Origin of the sequence: Micromonospora fulviviridis (assembly GCF_014648395.1) — a bacterium.
Taxonomy (GTDB): domain Bacteria; phylum Actinomycetota; class Actinomycetes; order Mycobacteriales; family Micromonosporaceae; genus Micromonospora; species Micromonospora fulviviridis.
Genome location: NZ_BMRA01000012.1, coordinates 140,550 through 157,518 on the forward strand (window position 1 = coordinate 140,550; position 16,969 = coordinate 157,518).

Genomic DNA, 16,969 nt, shown 5'->3' on the forward strand with positions numbered 1-16,969 from the left:
GAGCCGGGTCTGCGAGCCCGGCAGTCACGAACGAAAGGATCGCTGTGAGCACACTGGACAGCGCGATCGACCCGTCCTCGCCGGCCCACCGGGCCAACCGTGAGGCGCTGCTGGAGCGTCTCGCCGAGCTGGAGTCCGCGTTCGACCAGGCCCGGGCCGGTGGCGGGGAAAAGTACGTGACCCGCCACCACAAGCGGGGCAAGCTGCTCCCCCGGGAGCGGATCGAGCTGCTGCTGGACCCGGACAGCCCGTTCCTGGAGCTGTCGCCGGTGGCCGCCTACGGCACCGACTTCCCGGTCGGCGCCAGCACGGTCACCGGCATCGGGGTGGTCGAGGGCGTGGAGTGCCTCGTGGTCGCCAACGACCCCACGGTACGCGGCGGGGCCGTGAACCCCTGGGCGCTCGCCAAGACCCGGCGGGCCGGCGAGATCGCCCTGGCCAACCGGCTGCCGATGGTGAACCTGGTCGAGTCCGCGGGCGCGGACCTGCCCACCCAGGCGGAGATCTTCATCCCCGGCGGCCGGGTGTTCCGGGACCTGACCCGGCTCTCCGCGGCGAAGATCCCCACGGTCAGCGTAGTCTTCGGCAACGCCACCGCGGGTGGCGCGTACGTGCCGGGTATGTCCGACTACACGATCATGATCCGGGACCGGTCGCAGGTCTACCTGGCCGGGCCGCCGCTGGTGAAGATGGCCACCGGCGAGGTCACCGACGACGAGTCGCTGGGCGGGGCGGCCATGCACGCCACGAAGTCCGGCCTGGCCGACTTCCTCGCCGAGGACGAGCGGGACGGCATCCGGCTGGCCCGGCAGTGCGTACGCCGGCTCAACTGGCGCAAGCAGGGCCCGCCGCCGCGCAACCCCTTCCCCCAGCCACCCAAGTACGACCCGGAGGAGCTGCTCGGCATCGCCAGCGCCGACCTCAAGGTGCCGTTCGACCCGCGCGAGGTGCTGGCCCGGGTGCTGGACGGCAGCGCCTTCGACGAGTTCAAGCCGAACTACGGCACCGCGCTGGTCACCGGCTGGGGCGAGCTGCACGGTTACCCGATCGGCGTGCTGGCCAACGCCCGCGGCGTGCTGTTCAGCGAGGAGGCGCAGAAGGCGGCCCAGTTCATCCAGCTCGCCAACGCCGCCGACACCCCGCTGGTCTTCCTCCAGAACACCACCGGCTACATGGTCGGCACGGAGTACGAGCAGCGCGGCATCATCAAACACGGCGCCCTCATGATCAACGCGGTGTCGAACTCGACGGTCCCGCACCTGACGGTCAACCTCGGCGCCTCCTACGGGGCCGGCAACTACGGCATGTGCGGCCGGGCGTACGAGCCGCGGTTCCTGTTCACCTGGCCGAACGCCAAGTCGGCGGTGATGGGGCCGGCACAACTCGCCGGGGTGCTGTCGATCGTCGCCCGGCAGGCCGCCGCCGCCCGGGGCCGCGACTACGACGAGGACTCCGACGCCGCCATGCGGATGATGGTCGAGCAGCAGATCGAGTCCCAGTCCGGGGCGCTCTTCCTCTCCGGCCGGCTCTACGACGACGGGGTGATCGACCCCCGGGACACCCGTACCGTCCTGGGGCTCTGCCTGTCGGCGATCCACAACGGACCGGTGAAGGGCGCCGACGGCTTCGGCGTCTTCCGGATGTGAGAGGGCTCCCCTGTGAGCGCGAGGAACGCAGCGAAGCGGAGTACCGCAGTCGCGAACGAAAGGCAGGCGCTGTGATCACCAGACTTCTCGTCGCCAACCGGGGTGAGATCGCCCGCCGGATCTTCGCCACCTGCCGGACGCTCGGCATCACGACGATCGCCGTGTACTCCGACGCGGACGCCGACGCGCCCTTCGTCGCCGAGGCCGACCTGGCCGTCCGGCTGCCCGGGAACACGCCGGCCGAGACGTACCTGCGGATCGACCTCGTCCTGGACTCGGCCCGGCGGGCCGGCGCGGACGCGGTCCACCCGGGCTACGGCTTCCTCGCCGAGAACGCCGACTTCGCGGCGGCCGTCACCGACGCGGGGCTGACCTGGGTCGGCCCGCCGGCCAAGGCGATCGCCGCGATGGGCGACAAGATGGCGGCCAAGGCGCTGCTCGCCGACGCGGGCGTGCCGATGCTCCCGACCTGGACCGAGGCCGACCAGGTGACGGGCTTCCCGGTGCTGGTCAAGGCAACCGCGGGCGGCGGCGGCCGGGGCATGCGGGTGGTCCGCGACGCCGCCGGGCTCGCCGAGGCCGTGGCGGGAGCACGCCGCGAGGCGGCCGCGGCGTTCGGCGACGGCACGGTCTTCATCGAGCGGTACGTCGAGCGCGGCAGGCACGTCGAGGTGCAGATCTTCGGCGACACGCACGGCACGGTGGTGGCCCTCGGGGTGCGGGACTGCTCGATCCAGCGCCGCCACCAGAAGATCGTCGAGGAGGCGCCGGGGGTCCTGCCCCCGCGGGTGCGCGAGCGGCTGCACGAGGCGGCGGTGGCTGCCGGCCGGGCGGTCGACTACGTCGGCGCGGGGACCGTCGAGTTCCTGCTCGCGCCCGACGGGGAGGTCCACTTCCTGGAGATGAACACCCGCCTCCAGGTGGAGCACCCGGTCACCGAGGCGGTCACCGGGTTCGACCTGGTCCGGCTGCAACTGCTGGTGGCCGAGGGCGAACCGCTGCCGCTGACGGGCACCCCGCCGGCCGACGGCCACGCGATCGAGGTGCGGCTCTGTGCCGAGGACCCGGCCCAGGGCTTCCGCCCGGCCACCGGCACCCTGCACCGCTTCACGATCCCGGGTGTGGTCGGCGAGTTCACCCCGACGAAGGGCCTACGGCTGGACTCCGGCGTGGTGGACGGCTCGGCGGTGAGCGTGCACTACGACTCGATGCTCGCCAAGCTGATCGCCTGGGCACCCACGCGGGCCGAGGCCGCCCGCGCCCTGGCCGGCGCGCTGGCCCGCGCCGAGCTGCACGGCGTCGCCACCAACCGGGACCTGCTGGTCCGGGTGCTGCGCAGCCGGGAGTTCGGCGCGGCGGAGGCCGACACCGGCTTCCTGGAGCGGCACGAGGAGGTCTTCGCGCCGCTGCTCGCGGCCGACCAACTCCCCCTGGCCGCGCTGGCCGCCGCGCTGGCGGGCGCCGCCGGGCGTCGCGCGTCCGCGCCCGTACTGGGCGGGCTGCCCTCGGGCTGGCGCAACGTGCCGGCCTTCCCGCAGGTCACCCGGCTCGACGGCCCGGACGGCGAGATCGAGGTCCGGTACCGGCTGGACCGGACGGGCGCGCTCGCCGACTGGTCGGTGTCGCCCGCCACCGTGCCGACCGGCCAGGACGGGTCGGCGGCGGACGGCGACAGGGCGCCGGACGTGACCGTGGTCGAGGCCGCTCCCGACCGCGTCGTGCTCGACGTCGACGGGACGCGGCGGGCGTTCCGCGTACACCGGGTGGGGTCGGAGGTCTTCGTGGACGGCCCGGCCGGGGCGGCGAGCCTCACCGAGCTGCCGCGCTTCCCCCTGCCCACCGCGGAGCTGGCGGCCGGGTCGCTGCTCGCGCCGCTGCCCGGCGCGGTGACCCGGGTGCACGTCGAGGTCGGCCAGCGGGTGACCGCCGGCGACCTGCTGCTGACCCTCGAAGCGATGAAGCTCGAACACCCCGTGCTCGCCCCGACCGACGGCGTGGTGGCGGAGCTGCCGGTGCCGGCCGGCGGCCAGGTCGACACCGGGGCCGTGCTGGCCGTGGTCACTGAGGAGGACCCGCGATGAACTTCGACCTGACCCCCGAGCAGGACCAGCTCCGCGACGCCGTCCGGGCGCTGGGCCGGAAGTACGGCCACGGCTACTTCGTCGAGAAGGCCAGGGCCGGCGGCCACACCACGGAGCTGTGGCAGGAGGCCGGCCGGCTCGGCTACCTGGGCGTCAACATCCCCACCGAGTACGGCGGCGGGGGCGGCGGCATCACCGAGCTGGCCATCGTCTGCGAGGAGCTGGCCGCGGCCGGCTGCCCGCTGCTGCTGCTCGTGGTCTCACCCGCCATCGCGGCCACCGTGATCAACAAGCACGGCACCGACGAGCAGCGCAAGCGGCACCTGCCCGGCCTCGCCGACGGCTCGCAGAAGATCGTCTTCGCGATCACCGAACCGGAGGCCGGGTCGAACTTCCACCGGCTCGGCACGGTGGCCCGCCGCGACGGCGACGACTGGCTGCTCACCGGCCGCAAGTGCTACATCTCCGGCGTCGACGAGGCCGGGCACGTGCTGGTGGTGGCGCGCACCGAGGATTCCTCCACCGGGAAACTGAAGCCGGCGCTGTTCATCGTTCCGACCGCCGCGCCGGGCCTGGAGAAGTCCAAGCTGGACATGGAGATCCTCTCCCCGGAGAACCAGTTCCTGCTCTACCTGGACGACGTCCGGCTGCCCGCCGACGCGCTGGTCGGTGAATCGCTGGACGCCGGGCTGCCGGCGCTCTTCGCCGGCCTCAACCCGGAGCGGATCACGGTCGCCGCCATGGGCGCCGGCACCGGCCGGTACGCCATCGAGCGGGCCAGCGCGTACACCGCCACCCGGAAGGTGTGGGGCGGCCGGAGCATCGGCACGCACCAGGGCGTCGCCCACCCGCTCGCGCACGCGGCGGTGCAGGTGGAACTGGCCCGCCTGATGATCCACAAGGCGGCCACCCTCTACGACGCGGGCCGCGACCTGGAGGCCGGCGTCGCCGGCAACATGGCCAAGTACGCGGCCGGCGAGGCCGCCGCGCTCGCCGTGGACACCGCCGTGCAGGCGCTGGGCGGCGCCGGCATGACGACCGAGTACGGCGTGGCCACCCTGCTCGGCGCGGTCCGGGCCGGCCGGATCGCCCCGGTCAGCCGCGAGATGATCCTCAACTTCGTCGCCCAGCACGTGCTCGGCCAGGACAAGTCCTACTGACGGCTCGAACGCCGTTGCCCGGCACCCCTCGTTCGGGGCGCCGGGCAACGGCGGCGGCTCAGGACGTGGCGGTCTTGTCGAACTTCTCCCACGGCCCGATCGACGTGCGGTTGGCGATCAGCGGCAGGGCGCCGGCGTTCTCCGCCACGACGTACCGGCCGTTGGCGTTGGCCCGGAGGCTGATGCTGCCGTCCGAATTGTTCACGACGGTGAACTTCTCCCAGGCGCCGATCGACGTGCGGTTGGCGATCAGCGACTTGGCGCCCCCGCTCTCCGCCACCACGTACCGGCCGTTGGCCCGCGAGCGGAGGGCGACGAACCCGCCACCCGCGTCGACCAGGTCGAACTGCTCCCACAGCCCGACCGCGGTCCGGTTGGCGATGAGCGGCTTGGCTCCGGCGCTCTCGGCCACCACGTAGCGGCTGTTGACCCGGGCGCGGAGGGCGATCGGCGCCGCGGCAGCCGGAGCGCCGGTGAGCCGGGTGAGGGCCGCGTAGTCGCCGTTGAACACGTTCTGGCTGTAGCTACCGGGCGTGCCGGGGTCGCCGGCGGCGTACTGCCAGATGGTCTCGGTCGTCCAGCCCGCGGGCAGCGGCGGGCGGGTGCTGGTGTAGCCGGCGATGTCCAGCGGGTTGGCGCCGAAGGTGGCGTTGTTGCCGGTGCACGGATTCCAGTAGTTGGTGTTCGTGTAGATCATCACCGGTCGCCCGATGCGGGCCTGGACCTGGTCGGTGAAGGACCGGATCCAGTTCGACATCTCGGTGGTGTTCAGCCCGTAGCAGGTCGGCGCGCCGCTCCAGTACGGCCACTCGATGTCGACCATGGGCACGAGCGTCTGGCTGTCCTTGGCGAACTGCGCGTTGTCGATGAAGAAGTTCGCCTCGGTGACCGGGTCACGCCCGTCCGGGCGGGCGAAGTGGTAGGCGCCGACGAGCAGGCCGGCGGCCTTGGCCGCCGCGTAGTCCTGAGCGAAGTAGGGATTGCGGTACGTCTGCCCCTCGGTGGCCTTGACGTACGCGAACTTGTAGCCGTTGGCCGCCACGCCCGGCCAGTCGATGGCACCGAGGTTGTGGTCGTGGCTGGAGACGTCGATCCCGCGGATCGTGTAGCCGGCCGGGATGGTGGCACTCGCGGTGGCCGAGGTGGTGCGCGCGCCCGGCTTGACGCCGGCGTTCGCCCGGCCACCACCGTCGGGAGCGGCGTCGACCGCGCTGGCCGGCTGGGACATGCCGAGTGCGCCGAGCGCGAGCCCGGCGGACATCAGAACAGAGATCCATCTTCTTGACATGGCTGTCGAGAATCTCCTTGCTCGGGAGGTCGAGGGCCGCCGTTCGCCAGAGGGGCGGATCACGGCGGCGGAGCGCTCCTCGCGTTCGGGCCGGGGATCGGCCGCAGCGGAGGTGCGGCCGTACTCTAACCCGCCGAACCGGCAGTGCGATGTCCCGACCGATCGACGCCGGCGATTCCCCACCCGGGACGGCGATCCGCTGCGTGCCGTCCGGCCCGGGGTACGGCGGATGCCCGATCATCCGCCGTACCCCGGGGGTCCGTCAGCGGACGGTCAGCGTGCCGACCGCCGGCAGCGGGGCGACCACCGGCGGCAGCCGCTTCGGCTCGCCCCGGCCGGGCTCACCGGCCCGGGCCAGGTCGCTCTTCGACGCCGCCGCCCGCGTGGCCGCCGGCTCGTCCTGGAACGGCTGGGCGTCGCCGGTGCAGAGCGTGCCCTTGGCGGGCAGCGTCCCCTTGAGCAGGTACGCGTCGACCGCGCCGGTCACGCAGGCCGAGGTGCCGTAGGCGGTGTGCCCCCAGCTGTCACTGCTCAGCAGCCGGCTGTTCGGCAGCAGCCGGGCCGAGCTGACCGCGCCCTGGTAGTTGGTCGCCGGGTCCCAGTAGTTGCCGACCACCAGCACCGGGGCGGCGGTGGTCCGGTCGAACGGGCCGGTCCAGGCGTCCTCGTCGCGCACGGTCCACGTGTTGCGGGCGCAGGGCGCGGTGCCCCAGGCCCAGGCCCGCCCGAAGTACGGCGCCCGCTTGTCCTCCTTGGCCGAGAGCGCCGGCCAGGCGTCCGCGCTCTTCGGGTGGTACGCGTCGGTGCAGTCCACCGTCAGGAACGTCTCCAGCCCGTTGTCGTACGGGAAGTCGTACCCGCGCTGCTGGCGGGCCTGGGCGGCCCGGCGGGCCACCTCGGTGCGCGCCTGCGCCCGGGCCGGCGCCGCCGCGGCCGGGTCGGTCAGCACCAGCAGCTCGCCGGTGAGCTCCACGATGTACTGCCAGCCGTTCGGGTCGTAGAGGTTGCCGAGGGTCGCGCTCACGAAGTCGGCGTAGCTGACGGTGAACTGCCCGAGGTCCGGGTCGTCCACCACCAGCGGCTTCTTGCGCAGCCGCTGCGCCACCGTCTCGTACGCGGCGACCGGGTCGCCGCCGGACGCCAGCGCGCACTTCTCGGCACCGGCCTTGGCGCACCGGACCAGGATCTCGTGCAGCGCGCGGTAGGCGCCGTCGGCGCTGCGCAGCCGGGTCTCCTGGAGCTGGTTGCGGGCCTTCCCCTGACCGACCCAGGCGTTCGGGTTGAGCACACCGTCGACCACCAGGGCGCGGAACCGGTCCGGGAACATGTTGGCGTAGTACTGCCCGAGCGCGGTGCCGTAGCTGAAGCCGAGGTAGCTGAGCTTCTTGTCGCCGACCGCGCGGCGCAGCACGTCCATGTCACGGGCCACCTCGGCGGTGGACGCCGCGCCGGTCAGCGGCCGGCCCGTGGTCGAGCAGCCCTTGCCGACCGCCTTCGACGCCGCGACGTACGCCTTCTCCTCGGCCTTCGTGTACGGGAAGGCGACGTTCAGCCCGGCGTACGCCCGGGTCTGGTCCTTCACCGACGGGAAGCACTTGACGTTGTCGCTGGCGGCGACGCCGCGCGGGTCGACGCCGACGATGTCGAAGCGGTCGAGCAGATCGTCGCCGAGGAAGTACGGCGCGGCGAGCGCGATGCTGGTGCCGGAGCCGCCCGGGCCGCCCGGGTTGAGGAACAGGCTGCCGATCTTGTGCTGCTGGTCGCGGGCCTTGACCCGGAGCACCGCCACCTCGGTGGTGGCGCCCTTCGGGTTGTCGTAGTCCAGCGGGAGCCGGACCGTGGCGCACTCGGCGTAGTCGTAGCAGGCGTACCAGTCGAGCTTCGGCGTCGGCACGCGGTCGACCCGGCGCGCCTCGGCGGCGCTGGTCCGGTCGTACGTCGGCGGTTGCGGCGTGCGGGCCGCGGCCGCGGCCGGCGCGACCGCCGATCCGGCGAGGACGAGGCCGGCGATCCCTGTTGCGGTGAGGGACCGGATTGCACGTGGCATGTGGCTGCCTTCCGGTGGGGAACGGGGTCCGTCGAGGAGACCTCGACCCCCGTCACTTTAGGGATCAAGCCCAACCGGAGCCGCCCGTCAAACGCGGGCAGAAGCGACAGATTGCCGATTGATGTAACGAATTTTTCTCGATCGACGCTTTTAGCCCTCCAACGGGGAGAGTGAGCCGCGGGGGAACGCTTCTGACGGGAAGCCGTCCCAACCCCGCGGTTGACAGGTCGACGCGCTGGGCCATGCTTGTCGGGTGAGTTCGTTCCCGAAGCCCGATGCGCGGGTCAAGGCCGTCGCCGCATCGCTGGCGGCGGTGGCGGCGCTGGTCACGTTGGTGGTGTGGCGCCCCGCCGGCATCCTGTCGGTGGTGCTGGCCCTGATCTGTGTCCTGCTCGGCATGGTCGCCGGGGTGACGGTGACCGCCGCCCGCCAGGCCCCTCCCCGTGCCGACGCCCCGGCCGAGGAGTGGCCGGCCCCCGCCGGGTACGGAGTGGACGCCGACACGCTGGAGGCCATCGACCCCCGGGCGGTGCGGCAACTGCGCACGCCCGCCGGCGGCTACGCGGGTGACGCCGACACCCTGGAGGCGATCGACCCCCGGGCGGTACGGCAGCTCCGCACGCCCGCCGGCGGCTACGCGGGTGACGCCGACACCCTGGCGACGCTCGACCCCCGGGCGGTGCGGGAACGGCGGACGGCGAACGGCGTCAGCGACCGGTGAGCGTGGGCACGGCCAGCGCGTCCACGCCCCGCCCCGCCAGGCACCGGTAGGTGCGGTCCAGCTCCGTGCCGGCCGGTGGCAGCACCTCCAGGTTCCAGCCGGTCGCCTGCCGGATTCCGCTGACCAGCCGGAACGTGCTGAGGTTGCAGACCTGCTGGATGGCCGGGTCGGCGACGACCGCGTCGTGGCCCGCCCCGGCCAGCGCGGCCGGCAGGTCGCCCTCGGCGTAGGTCTCCCAGGTGTGCCGGCCGTCGCAGGGCACCCGGGTCGCCTCGGCCCGGTCGCGGCGCAGCCGGACCGGGCCGTAACACTCCAGTTCGGACGCGCAGTGGGCGCCCGCCGGCAGCCGGACGTCGCCCGCCGCGCAGCCGGGCAGCACCTTCGCCCCGGACGGCTCGACCGCACCGCTGGCCACCGGCGTCGGCGACACCACGGGCGGCGCACCGCCGGCCAGCCACGCCCCGGCGCCGGCCGAGGCGGCGAGCGCGAGCACCCCCGCACCGCCGAGGAACCAGCGGCGCGGCCACCGCCGGCCGCGGGTCGGCACGGTCGGGTGGGTGTCCTCCGACGGCGGGCGCGGCCCCGGCTGGCCGGTGCGGCTCAGCGGGTTGCCGCCGGTGGTCGGACCGCCGCTGACCGGGGCACCCGGGTAGGGCGCGCCACTCACCGGGGCGGCGGCCGGGTCCAGCGGGAGCGCGGCGAGCAGGCCGCGCAGCTCGACGGCGGAGGGGCGCTCGCCCGGGTCGTTCGCCATGCCCAGCCGCAGCACGTCGACGAGCTCGTCGGGCACCCCGGGCAGGCCGGGGATCGGCTGCTGGAACATCTCCAGCACGGTGACCAGGCTGGGGTTGCGCTCGGACTGCCAGCGCGGCGGGCGGCCGTGCATCACCGCGTAGAGGGTGGCGCATAGCGCGTAGACGTCGACGGCCGGGCTGGGCGGGCTGTGGCTGAACATCTCCGGCGGCGCGTACGCCGGGGTGAGCACCTCCAGGGTGACCGAGGCGTCGCGCACCTCGGCCAGCACCGCCAGGCCGAAGTCGGCCAGCACCGCCGGGTTGAAGTGCGAGTAGAGGATGTTGGCCGGCTTGACGTCCCGGTGCAGCACCCCGGCCGCGTGCGAGTGGGCCAGCGCGTCGGCGATCTTCACGCCGAGATCGCGGGCCTCCACGGCGCCCAACGGGCGCCGGCGCATCCGCTCCGCGTACGAGCCGTCGCAGAGCTCCATGATCAGGTAGGGGTGCTGGTCGACGGTGACCCCGACGTCGAAGAGGTCCACCACGTGCGGGTGGGAGGACATCTTGCCGGCCGCCCGCGCCTCACGCAGGAAGCGCGCCTGGTCCCGCTCGCTGGCCAGCGTGCGGTTCTCCACCTTCACGGCGACCTCGCGCCCCACCGAGATCTGGGTGGCCCGGTAGACGGTGGCGTAGCCGCCCCGGGCGAAGACCTCCAGGTCGGTCAGACCGGGCACGATGGGCAGCCGCAGGGCGCCGGGCGGGGTCTCGGTCACGGCTCGAAAATACCCAACAGTCCCGGTCGCTCAGCGCACCGCGTCGGTCGCCGGCACCGCGCCCGGGCCCGGAACGGTGTCGTCCGCAGCACCCGGCCCGGCCGACCCGGTGGCCGCCCGGCGGGAATCCCACCACAGGCCCACGGCGGTCGCGACCGCGCCCAGGCCCTCCCAGGCGGCCACCCCGAAGAACCGGTCCGGGGCGACGTCGGAGAGCACCGCGATGCTGAAGACGGTGAAGGTGACCAGGCGGAACCAGACGGTGAACCGGTAGAACGGCCGCCACTCGGTGGCCACCGCGAGCAGGTAGTAGACCCCCATGTTGAACGAGGCCATCGAGGACGCGGTGAGGAACGTGCCGGTGTAGTCACCGGGGGCGCGTTCGGCCGGCACCTCGAAGCCGAGCAGGCGGAGCTGCGTCTCCGGCCAGATCAGCCCCAGGGCGCCGAGCACCAGCGCCAGGAGCCCGAAGACCGCGATCGTCCAGCCGGCGCCGGAGCGCGGCAGCCTCATCCGTTCCTCCCCAACCCGCGGCCGTCGGCGTGGACGGCCCTGGCCCCCACGCTAACCGCCCCCTCCGACGGACACATCCCCGGAACCGGCAGAACTGGGGGCGGGATCAGTGCCCGGCGAGGCGGGCGCGGAGCGCGTCGGCGACGGCCCGTTCGCTGCGCTGCTCGGTGGCGTACGCCAGCCGTACCGCCTCCTCGGCGCTGGCCAGCGCCTCGGCGGGACGGCCGCAGGCGGAGAGCGCCTCGGCCAGCACCATCCGCGCGACGACCTGGCTGCGCACGTCCTCGGCCGGAGCGGACACCGCCCGCTGCGCCCAGTCCAGCGCCTGCTCCCGCTGGCCGTGGGCCAGCAGCGCGGACGCGTACCGGGCGATGGTCTGCCGGCGGGAGAAGAGCAGCGACGGGGTGTTGGCGGCGGCGGTGGCGACCGGGGCGAGCAACCCCACGGCGGTCGCCGAATCGCCGGCCGCGAGCCGGGCCACGGCGAGCAGCACCCGGGGCCCCACCTGGGCCGGGGCCTGCGGGTTGTGGGGCTCCACAGTGGTCAGCACCGACCGGGCCTCCCGCTCGGCGGTCTCGGCGTCGCCCATGTCCAGCGCCACGAATCCGCGCAGCGTCCCGGCCATCCCGGTGAGCAGCGGGTGCGCGGTGCGATCGGCGTACGCGAGGGCGTCGGTGAGCAGGTCGGCGGCGTGCTCCGGCTCGCCCAGCCCGCGCGCCACCACCCCGCGCACGACCAGCGCGAAGCCCTGACCCCAGTCGTCGCCGACCTCGGCGAACTCCCGGTACGCCCGGCGCGCCGCGCGGTCCGCCTCGCCCAGCTCACCCAGCTCGGCGGTGGCGTACGCCTCGACGGCGCGGAGCGTGCCCACCGCCCACGCCTCGCCGACCCGCTCGCCGAACGGCAGGAACACCTGCGCCAGACGGCACGCCTCGCGCAGCCGGCCGGCGAGCAGCCGGGCGAACGCGGTGGTGCCGCGCAGCCAGGCCCGCCCGTACGGGTCCTTCAGCTCGGCGAAGAGCCGGGCGGCCCGGCCGAGCACCGCGTCGGTGCCGGCGAAGTCGCCCCGGGTGGTGGACACCCAGGCCAGGTTCTGCAACGACCAGGCCTGCCCGCGCGGGTCCCGGGCGGCGAGGCTGACCTGGTAGGAGGCGGCCAGCCGGCTGCTCGCCTGGCCCAGGCGGCCGGCGATGAAGTCGGCCATGCCGAGCCGGCGCATCGCCGAGGCGCGCAGGGTGGGCAGGTTGGCCGCGGTGGCCACCTGCAACGCCTCCTGCCAGCTCCGCTCGGCCCGGGCGGCGTCGCCCAGCGTCTGGTGGGCCTGCCCGGCCAGCAGCAGCGCGCTGGTCCGGGTGGCCGCCGCGTCACCGGCGTTGGCGGCGATCTTCTCGGCGAAGGCGAGCGCGTCGGCCGGGCGGCCGATCTGGAGCAGCGCCCGGGCGTGCACCACCCGATCGGCCAGCGGCACCCTGTCGCGGGCCAGCTCGGCGGCGCGTTCGGCGTACTCGACGGCCATCGCCGGCTCCCCCGACCGCAGCGCGCGGCGGGCGGCCCGGCCCAGCGCGGCGACGCCCAGCGGGACCACCGCCCGGGCCGGCGCGTCCGGACGGAGCTTGACCGCGTCGGCGAGCGCGGCGGCCCGCTCGACGTGCTCGGCGACGAAGTCGTCCCGGGCGGACTCGGTGAACGCGCCGGGCGGGGCGGTGGCGCCGTCGGCGCTCTCCGGGGCGGCCCAGCGGGCCAGCGCGGCGTGCCGCTCGGCCAGTTCGGCCTTGCTCACCCCGGCGTACGCGGCCTCCCGCATGAGCGGGGTGGCGAAGGCGAAACCGGTGCGGGTGCGGTGCAGCATCCGGCGTTGCAGCAGCTCCTCCACGGCCCGGTCCAGCTCGACCGCGGCCACCGCGGCCGGCCGGCCGTCCCGCCCGACGCGCTGCTCGCGCAGCGCCTCCAGCGTGCCGCCGGGCACCGTGTCGCCGACCACCGCGGCGTCCCGCAGCACCGAGCGGGCGTCCTGCGGCAGCGCGTCGATACGCGCCGCGAGCACGGCGGCCAGGTCCCGGGAGAGCAGCCGGCTGCCCAGCGAGCCGGGCGCCAGCCGCCAGCCGACGTTGGCGTCCCGCCCCGGGCCGGCGGTCAGGGCCCCGCGCTCCATCAGCAGGGTGACCAGCTCGGCCAGGTAGAACGGGTTGCCCTGGGCGGTGGCGAGCAGCCGGTCCGCGTCGGCCGGCGACAGCTTGCCGCCGCTCAGATAGCTGGTGAGCAGCCGGGAGGCGTCGGCGCCGCGCAGCGGGGGCAGCGCGTGGACCTCGGCGTCCGCGACCCGGGTCAGCGCGCCGGCGGTCCGCACCAGCTCGGGCCGGCCGAGCAGCAGCACCAGCACCGGGCCGCTGAGCCGGTTGAGGGTCAGTGCGAGCGCCTTGATCGTCTCGGCCGTGGCGTCGTGCAGGTCGTCCACCACGATGACCAGCGGCGCCTCCAGGGCGAGCGCGCTGAGCAGCTCGGCGACCGCGTTGGGCACCGCCTCGGCGTCCGCCGGCGGGGCGGCGACGTTCCACTCGCCGTTCTCGCTGGCCGCGGGAAGTTCGGCGTAGCCGAGCAGGGCCAGGAGCTGGTCCACGGCGAGCGGGGGCGGGTCGCCGGGGAGCCGGCCGAGGCGCTGCCCGAGGCGGCGCAGCCGCTCCTCGACGGCCGGGCGGGTGAGCGCGGTGGCGGCGTCGTTGGGGAGGCCGACCGCCGCCCGGACCAGGTCGGCGAGGGGAGCGAGCCGGCGCCGCTCGCCGAACGCGGCGCAGCGGACGGAGAGCACCCGGGCGCCGGTGTGCGCGGCGTACCGGCCGGCGCCGACGTCGTAGCCGGCGGCGAGACGCTCCACCTCGGCGGCGAACCGGGACTTGCCGATCCCCGCCTCGGCGGTCATCAGCAGCACCCGTGGCTCGCTCCGGTCGATCACCTCGGCGAGCCGGCCGGCGATCCGGCCGATCTCGGTCTCCCGGCCCACGAAGGGCGCCTCGTCGCCGAGGCCGGACCGGGTGCCCGGCGCGTCCAACAGGCCGAGCAGCTCGTACGCCTCGACCGGCTCGCGCTTGCCCTTGAGCCGCAGCGGGCGCAGCGCCCGCCAGGAGGCGACGTGCCGGGTGGCGGCGGAGGTGCGCGCCCCGGCGTAGACCGCGCCCACGGCGGCGGCGTCGGCGAGCCGGGCGGCGGTGTTCACCGTGTCGCCGATGACGGTGTATTCGATGGCGGCCTGGATGCCGGCGATCACGTCGCCGGTGTTGAGCCCGACCCGCAGGCCGAGCGGCGCGCCGCCGCCCCGCTCGTCGTCGAGCACCCGGCGGACCGCCCGCTGCATGGAGAGCGCGGCCCGGACGGCCCGCTCGGCGTCGTCCTCGTGCGCCACCGGCGCGCCGAAGACCGCCATGATCCCGTCGCCGGTGAGCTTGTCGACGTGCCCGCCGAAGGTCTTGACCGCGCCCGCCAGGGCGGCCAGCACCCGGTCGGTGACCGCGCCGACCCGTTCCGGGTCGAGGTCCTCGGACCAGGAGGTGAAGTCGGAGAGGTCACCGAAGAGAACGGTGACCACCCGCCGCTCGGCGGCGGGCAGCGTGGCGGCGGCCGGCAGGGCGGCCCCGCAGTTGTGGCAGAACCGCGCGCCGGGTACGGCGACGGTGCCACACACCGGGCAGGTCACGGTTGCTCCAACCCCGCACCCCCGGCGCCGGATTCCCGGGTGGTCACGCCGAGGTACTCCAGCTGGGCCCGGACCGACCATTCGGCGGCCCACCACAGCGACCGGTCGACGTCCGCGTAGACCCGCTCGACCACCTCGGGCGCGGTGGTCGCGCCGGCGGCGACCGCCGCCCGGACCTGGTCGAGCCGGGCCCGCCGGTGGGCCAGGTAGAACTCGGCCGCCGCGCCGCAGTCGGCCAGCGCCGGGCCGTGCCCCGGCAGCGCCGGGATCCCCCGGTACGTGGCGAGCAGCTCCAGGCTCGACAGGTAGTCGCCGAGGTGCCCGTCCGGGTGGGCGACCACGGTGGTGCCCCGCCCGAGGATGGTGTCGCCGGTGAGCACGACCCGCTCGTCGCCGTGCCCGGCCAGGAAGCAGACCGAGTCGGCGGTGTGCCCAGGGGTGGTCAGCGGGCGGATCTCCAGGCCGGCGTCGAGCGCGGTGTCCCGGGTCAGCGGCGCGCCGTTCACGGTGTGCGCCGGGTCGACGGCGAGGACCGGGGCGCCGCCGAGCAGCTCGCTCAGCCGCGGCGCGCCCTCGGTGTGGTCGGCGTGCCCGTGGGTGATCAGCACGAGGCCGATCGGGCCGTGCGCGGCGAGCGCGGCCAGGTGCTCCTCGTCGGCCGGGCCGGGGTCGACCACCACGGCGTGCGCCGCGCCCGGGGCGCGCAGCACCCAGCTGTTCGTGCCGTCGAGCGTCATCGGCCCGGGGTTGGGGGCACGCACCAGCGTCACCCACTCCGGCAGCTCGTCCGCGAGCGCGGCTGCGGCTCCGGTCACACGCCCACCCATGGCAGCGATCGTACGACCCCGCCCGCCACTCCCCGCGATCTTGCGGCTCCGCCAGGTGTTATGTCCCCCTGCGGGCTGTCTGCCCGCCCGGCAACCGCAAGATCGCGGGTACGGAGCGTCAGGCCACCTCGACGATGACCTCGACCTCGACGGGGGCGTCGAGGGGCAGCTCGGCCACGCCCACCGCGCTGCGGGCGTGCCGGCCGGCCTCGCCGAAGACGGCGCCGAACAGCTCGGAGGCGCCGTTGACCACGCCGGGCTGGCCGGTGAAGCCGGGCGCGCTGGCCACGAAACCGGTCAGCTTCACGATCTTGACGACCTTCTCCAGGCCGACCAGCGAGTCGATCGCGGCGAGGGCGTTCAGCGCGCACCGCTGCGCCAGGTCCTTCGCCTGCTCGGCGGAGACGCCGTTGCCGACCTTGCCGGTGGCGAGCAGCTTGCCCTCGGCGAGCGGGAGCTGGCCGGAGACGTAGACGTGCTGCCCGGACTGGACGGCCGGCACGTAGCTGGCCAGCGGCGCCGCCACCTCGGGAAGGGTCAGGCCGAGTTCCGCGAGCTTCGCGTGCGGTCCGTTGCTCATGCCCCGGCACCCTTCGGACGCTTCAGGTAGGCGACGAGCTGCTCCGGGTTCGGGCCGGGAACCACGGAGACCAGCTCCCAGCCGTCCTCGCCCCAGTTGTCGAGGATCTGCTTGGTCGCGTGGACCAGCAACGGGACCGTGGCGTATTCCCACTTCTGCATCGGGTGAAGGCTCCCTTGCCTGACATGGACTGCGGTCAGGCACAGCCTACGGTCCGGCGCCGCTACGGGGACGCGGGACGCTGCTCGGGCGTACCGGACGGCTCGCCGCAGGGGCCCTCGTGGTCGTAGCGCTGCGGGCACCGGGTGCGGTCGGGCAGCAGCAGGTCGCAGAAGACCCGGTGCCGGTTGTTCTGGTCGTCGGCCGTGGAGACGGTCGTCTCGCCGGCGTCGAGTTCGGTGAGGAAGCCCAGCGAGGTGGCCACGGTGCCGGCGAGCGCAGTGGCCGCCGCGAGGTCGGGGACCCGGACCGGCAGGTGGATGACGTAGCCGGGCTCGTCCTCGTCCCGGCCCCGCCCGCCCGGCCGGACCAGGGTGCGCAGCACCTCGGCCGGCGGTCGGTAGGACCGCTCGTTGAACGGCACTCCCGTACCGGGCCCCTCGGCGTCGCCGGGCCGTCCCGCCCGCTCACCGGGGGAGAACTGGGCTCGGGGAATGTTCTCCGCGTCGCGCATCCGCTGCCTCCGGGCCTCGTACCTGTTCACAGTCACCACCATCCGGCTCGGAACCCTGCCCGGTCCGGCCCCCGCGTCGCGACGAACGTAGGACCTGCGCGGAGTCCCGGCAACGGGACGCGCACGGCTGATCACCTCCAGTCACATATGCGACACATTGCTGATCCGGAATGCGACGGCGGCTTCACGTCCGGTGTGGCGCGGCGCGGCGGACGCGGGGCTGGCAAGCCGCCCGCCG

At 74.6% G+C, this 16,969-nt stretch carries 13 protein-coding genes; 4 read left to right on the plus strand and 9 right to left on the minus strand.

Annotated elements, in window-relative coordinates:
* Positions 1-44: 44 nt before the first annotated feature.
* From IEY96_RS27375 to IEY96_RS27385, 3 genes are all read left to right on the plus strand, one after another.
* Complete coding sequence (locus tag IEY96_RS27375) at positions 45-1,646, plus strand: acyl-CoA carboxylase subunit beta (RefSeq protein ID WP_189197684.1); 1,602 nt, start codon at positions 45-47, stop codon at positions 1,644-1,646.
* A gap of 71 nt (positions 1,647-1,717) precedes the next feature.
* On the plus strand, positions 1,718-3,727 hold the full coding sequence (locus IEY96_RS27380; protein ID WP_189197685.1) for an acetyl/propionyl/methylcrotonyl-CoA carboxylase subunit alpha: 2,010 nt from the start codon (positions 1,718-1,720) through the stop codon (positions 3,725-3,727).
* Positions 3,724-4,887 carry an acyl-CoA dehydrogenase family protein gene (locus IEY96_RS27385; protein WP_189197686.1) on the plus strand — a complete coding sequence of 388 codons (1,164 nt, stop codon included), beginning with the start codon at positions 3,724-3,726 and terminating at the stop codon, positions 4,885-4,887. Before IEY96_RS27380 ends, IEY96_RS27385 begins: the two co-directional genes overlap by 4 nt.
* Positions 4,888-4,945: 58 nt before the next feature.
* Here IEY96_RS27385 and IEY96_RS27390 read toward each other — a convergent pair whose 3' ends face one another.
* Positions 4,946-6,148 carry a GH25 family lysozyme gene (locus IEY96_RS27390; protein ID WP_189197687.1) on the minus strand — a complete coding sequence of 401 codons (1,203 nt, stop codon included), beginning with the start codon at positions 6,146-6,148 and terminating at the stop codon, positions 4,946-4,948.
* A gap of 289 nt (positions 6,149-6,437) precedes the next feature.
* On the minus strand, positions 6,438-8,222 hold the full coding sequence (locus IEY96_RS27395) for an alpha/beta hydrolase (protein ID WP_189197688.1): 1,785 nt from the start codon (positions 8,220-8,222) through the stop codon (positions 6,438-6,440).
* 253 nt (positions 8,223-8,475) lie between these two features.
* On the opposite strand from IEY96_RS27395, the gene IEY96_RS27400 reads away from it, so the two are divergent.
* Positions 8,476-8,943, plus strand: a complete 468-nt coding sequence (locus IEY96_RS27400) for a hypothetical protein (RefSeq protein ID WP_189197689.1) — start codon at positions 8,476-8,478, stop codon at positions 8,941-8,943.
* On the opposite strand, the gene IEY96_RS27405 is transcribed toward IEY96_RS27400, so the two are convergent.
* From IEY96_RS27405 to IEY96_RS27435, 7 genes are all read right to left on the minus strand, one after another.
* Positions 8,930-10,450 (minus strand): serine/threonine-protein kinase, encoded by a 1,521-nt coding sequence (locus tag IEY96_RS27405; RefSeq protein WP_189197690.1) that lies wholly within the window; start codon positions 10,448-10,450, stop codon positions 8,930-8,932. The genes IEY96_RS27400 and IEY96_RS27405 overlap by 14 nt on opposite strands.
* Before the next feature lie 30 nt (positions 10,451-10,480).
* On the minus strand, positions 10,481-10,963 hold the full coding sequence (locus tag IEY96_RS27410) for a hypothetical protein (protein WP_189197691.1): 483 nt from the start codon (positions 10,961-10,963) through the stop codon (positions 10,481-10,483).
* 106 nt (positions 10,964-11,069) lie between these two features.
* Entirely contained in the window at positions 11,070-14,651 is a 3,582-nt protein-coding gene (locus IEY96_RS27415) for an adenylate/guanylate cyclase domain-containing protein (RefSeq protein WP_189197692.1), read from the minus strand.
* Positions 14,648-15,478, minus strand: coding sequence for an MBL fold metallo-hydrolase (locus IEY96_RS27420; protein ID WP_189197693.1), 831 nt, complete (start codon positions 15,476-15,478; stop codon positions 14,648-14,650). The genes IEY96_RS27415 and IEY96_RS27420 overlap by 4 nt, the downstream gene beginning before the upstream one ends.
* 118 nt (positions 15,479-15,596) lie before the next feature.
* The gene (locus tag IEY96_RS27425) at positions 15,597-16,058 is read right to left on the minus strand and encodes a RidA family protein (protein WP_189197694.1); all 462 of its coding nucleotides are present in this window, start codon (positions 16,056-16,058) and stop codon (positions 15,597-15,599) included.
* Positions 16,055-16,219, minus strand: a complete 165-nt coding sequence (gene sp36 / locus IEY96_RS27430) for a Sp36 family protein (RefSeq protein ID WP_091316921.1) — start codon at positions 16,217-16,219, stop codon at positions 16,055-16,057. The genes IEY96_RS27425 and sp36 overlap by 4 nt, the downstream gene beginning before the upstream one ends.
* A gap of 62 nt (positions 16,220-16,281) precedes the next feature.
* Positions 16,282-16,731: a hypothetical protein gene (locus tag IEY96_RS27435; RefSeq protein WP_189197766.1), complete on the minus strand. Its 450-nt coding sequence runs from the start codon at positions 16,729-16,731 to the stop codon at positions 16,282-16,284.
* Positions 16,732-16,969: the final 238 nt, after the last annotated feature.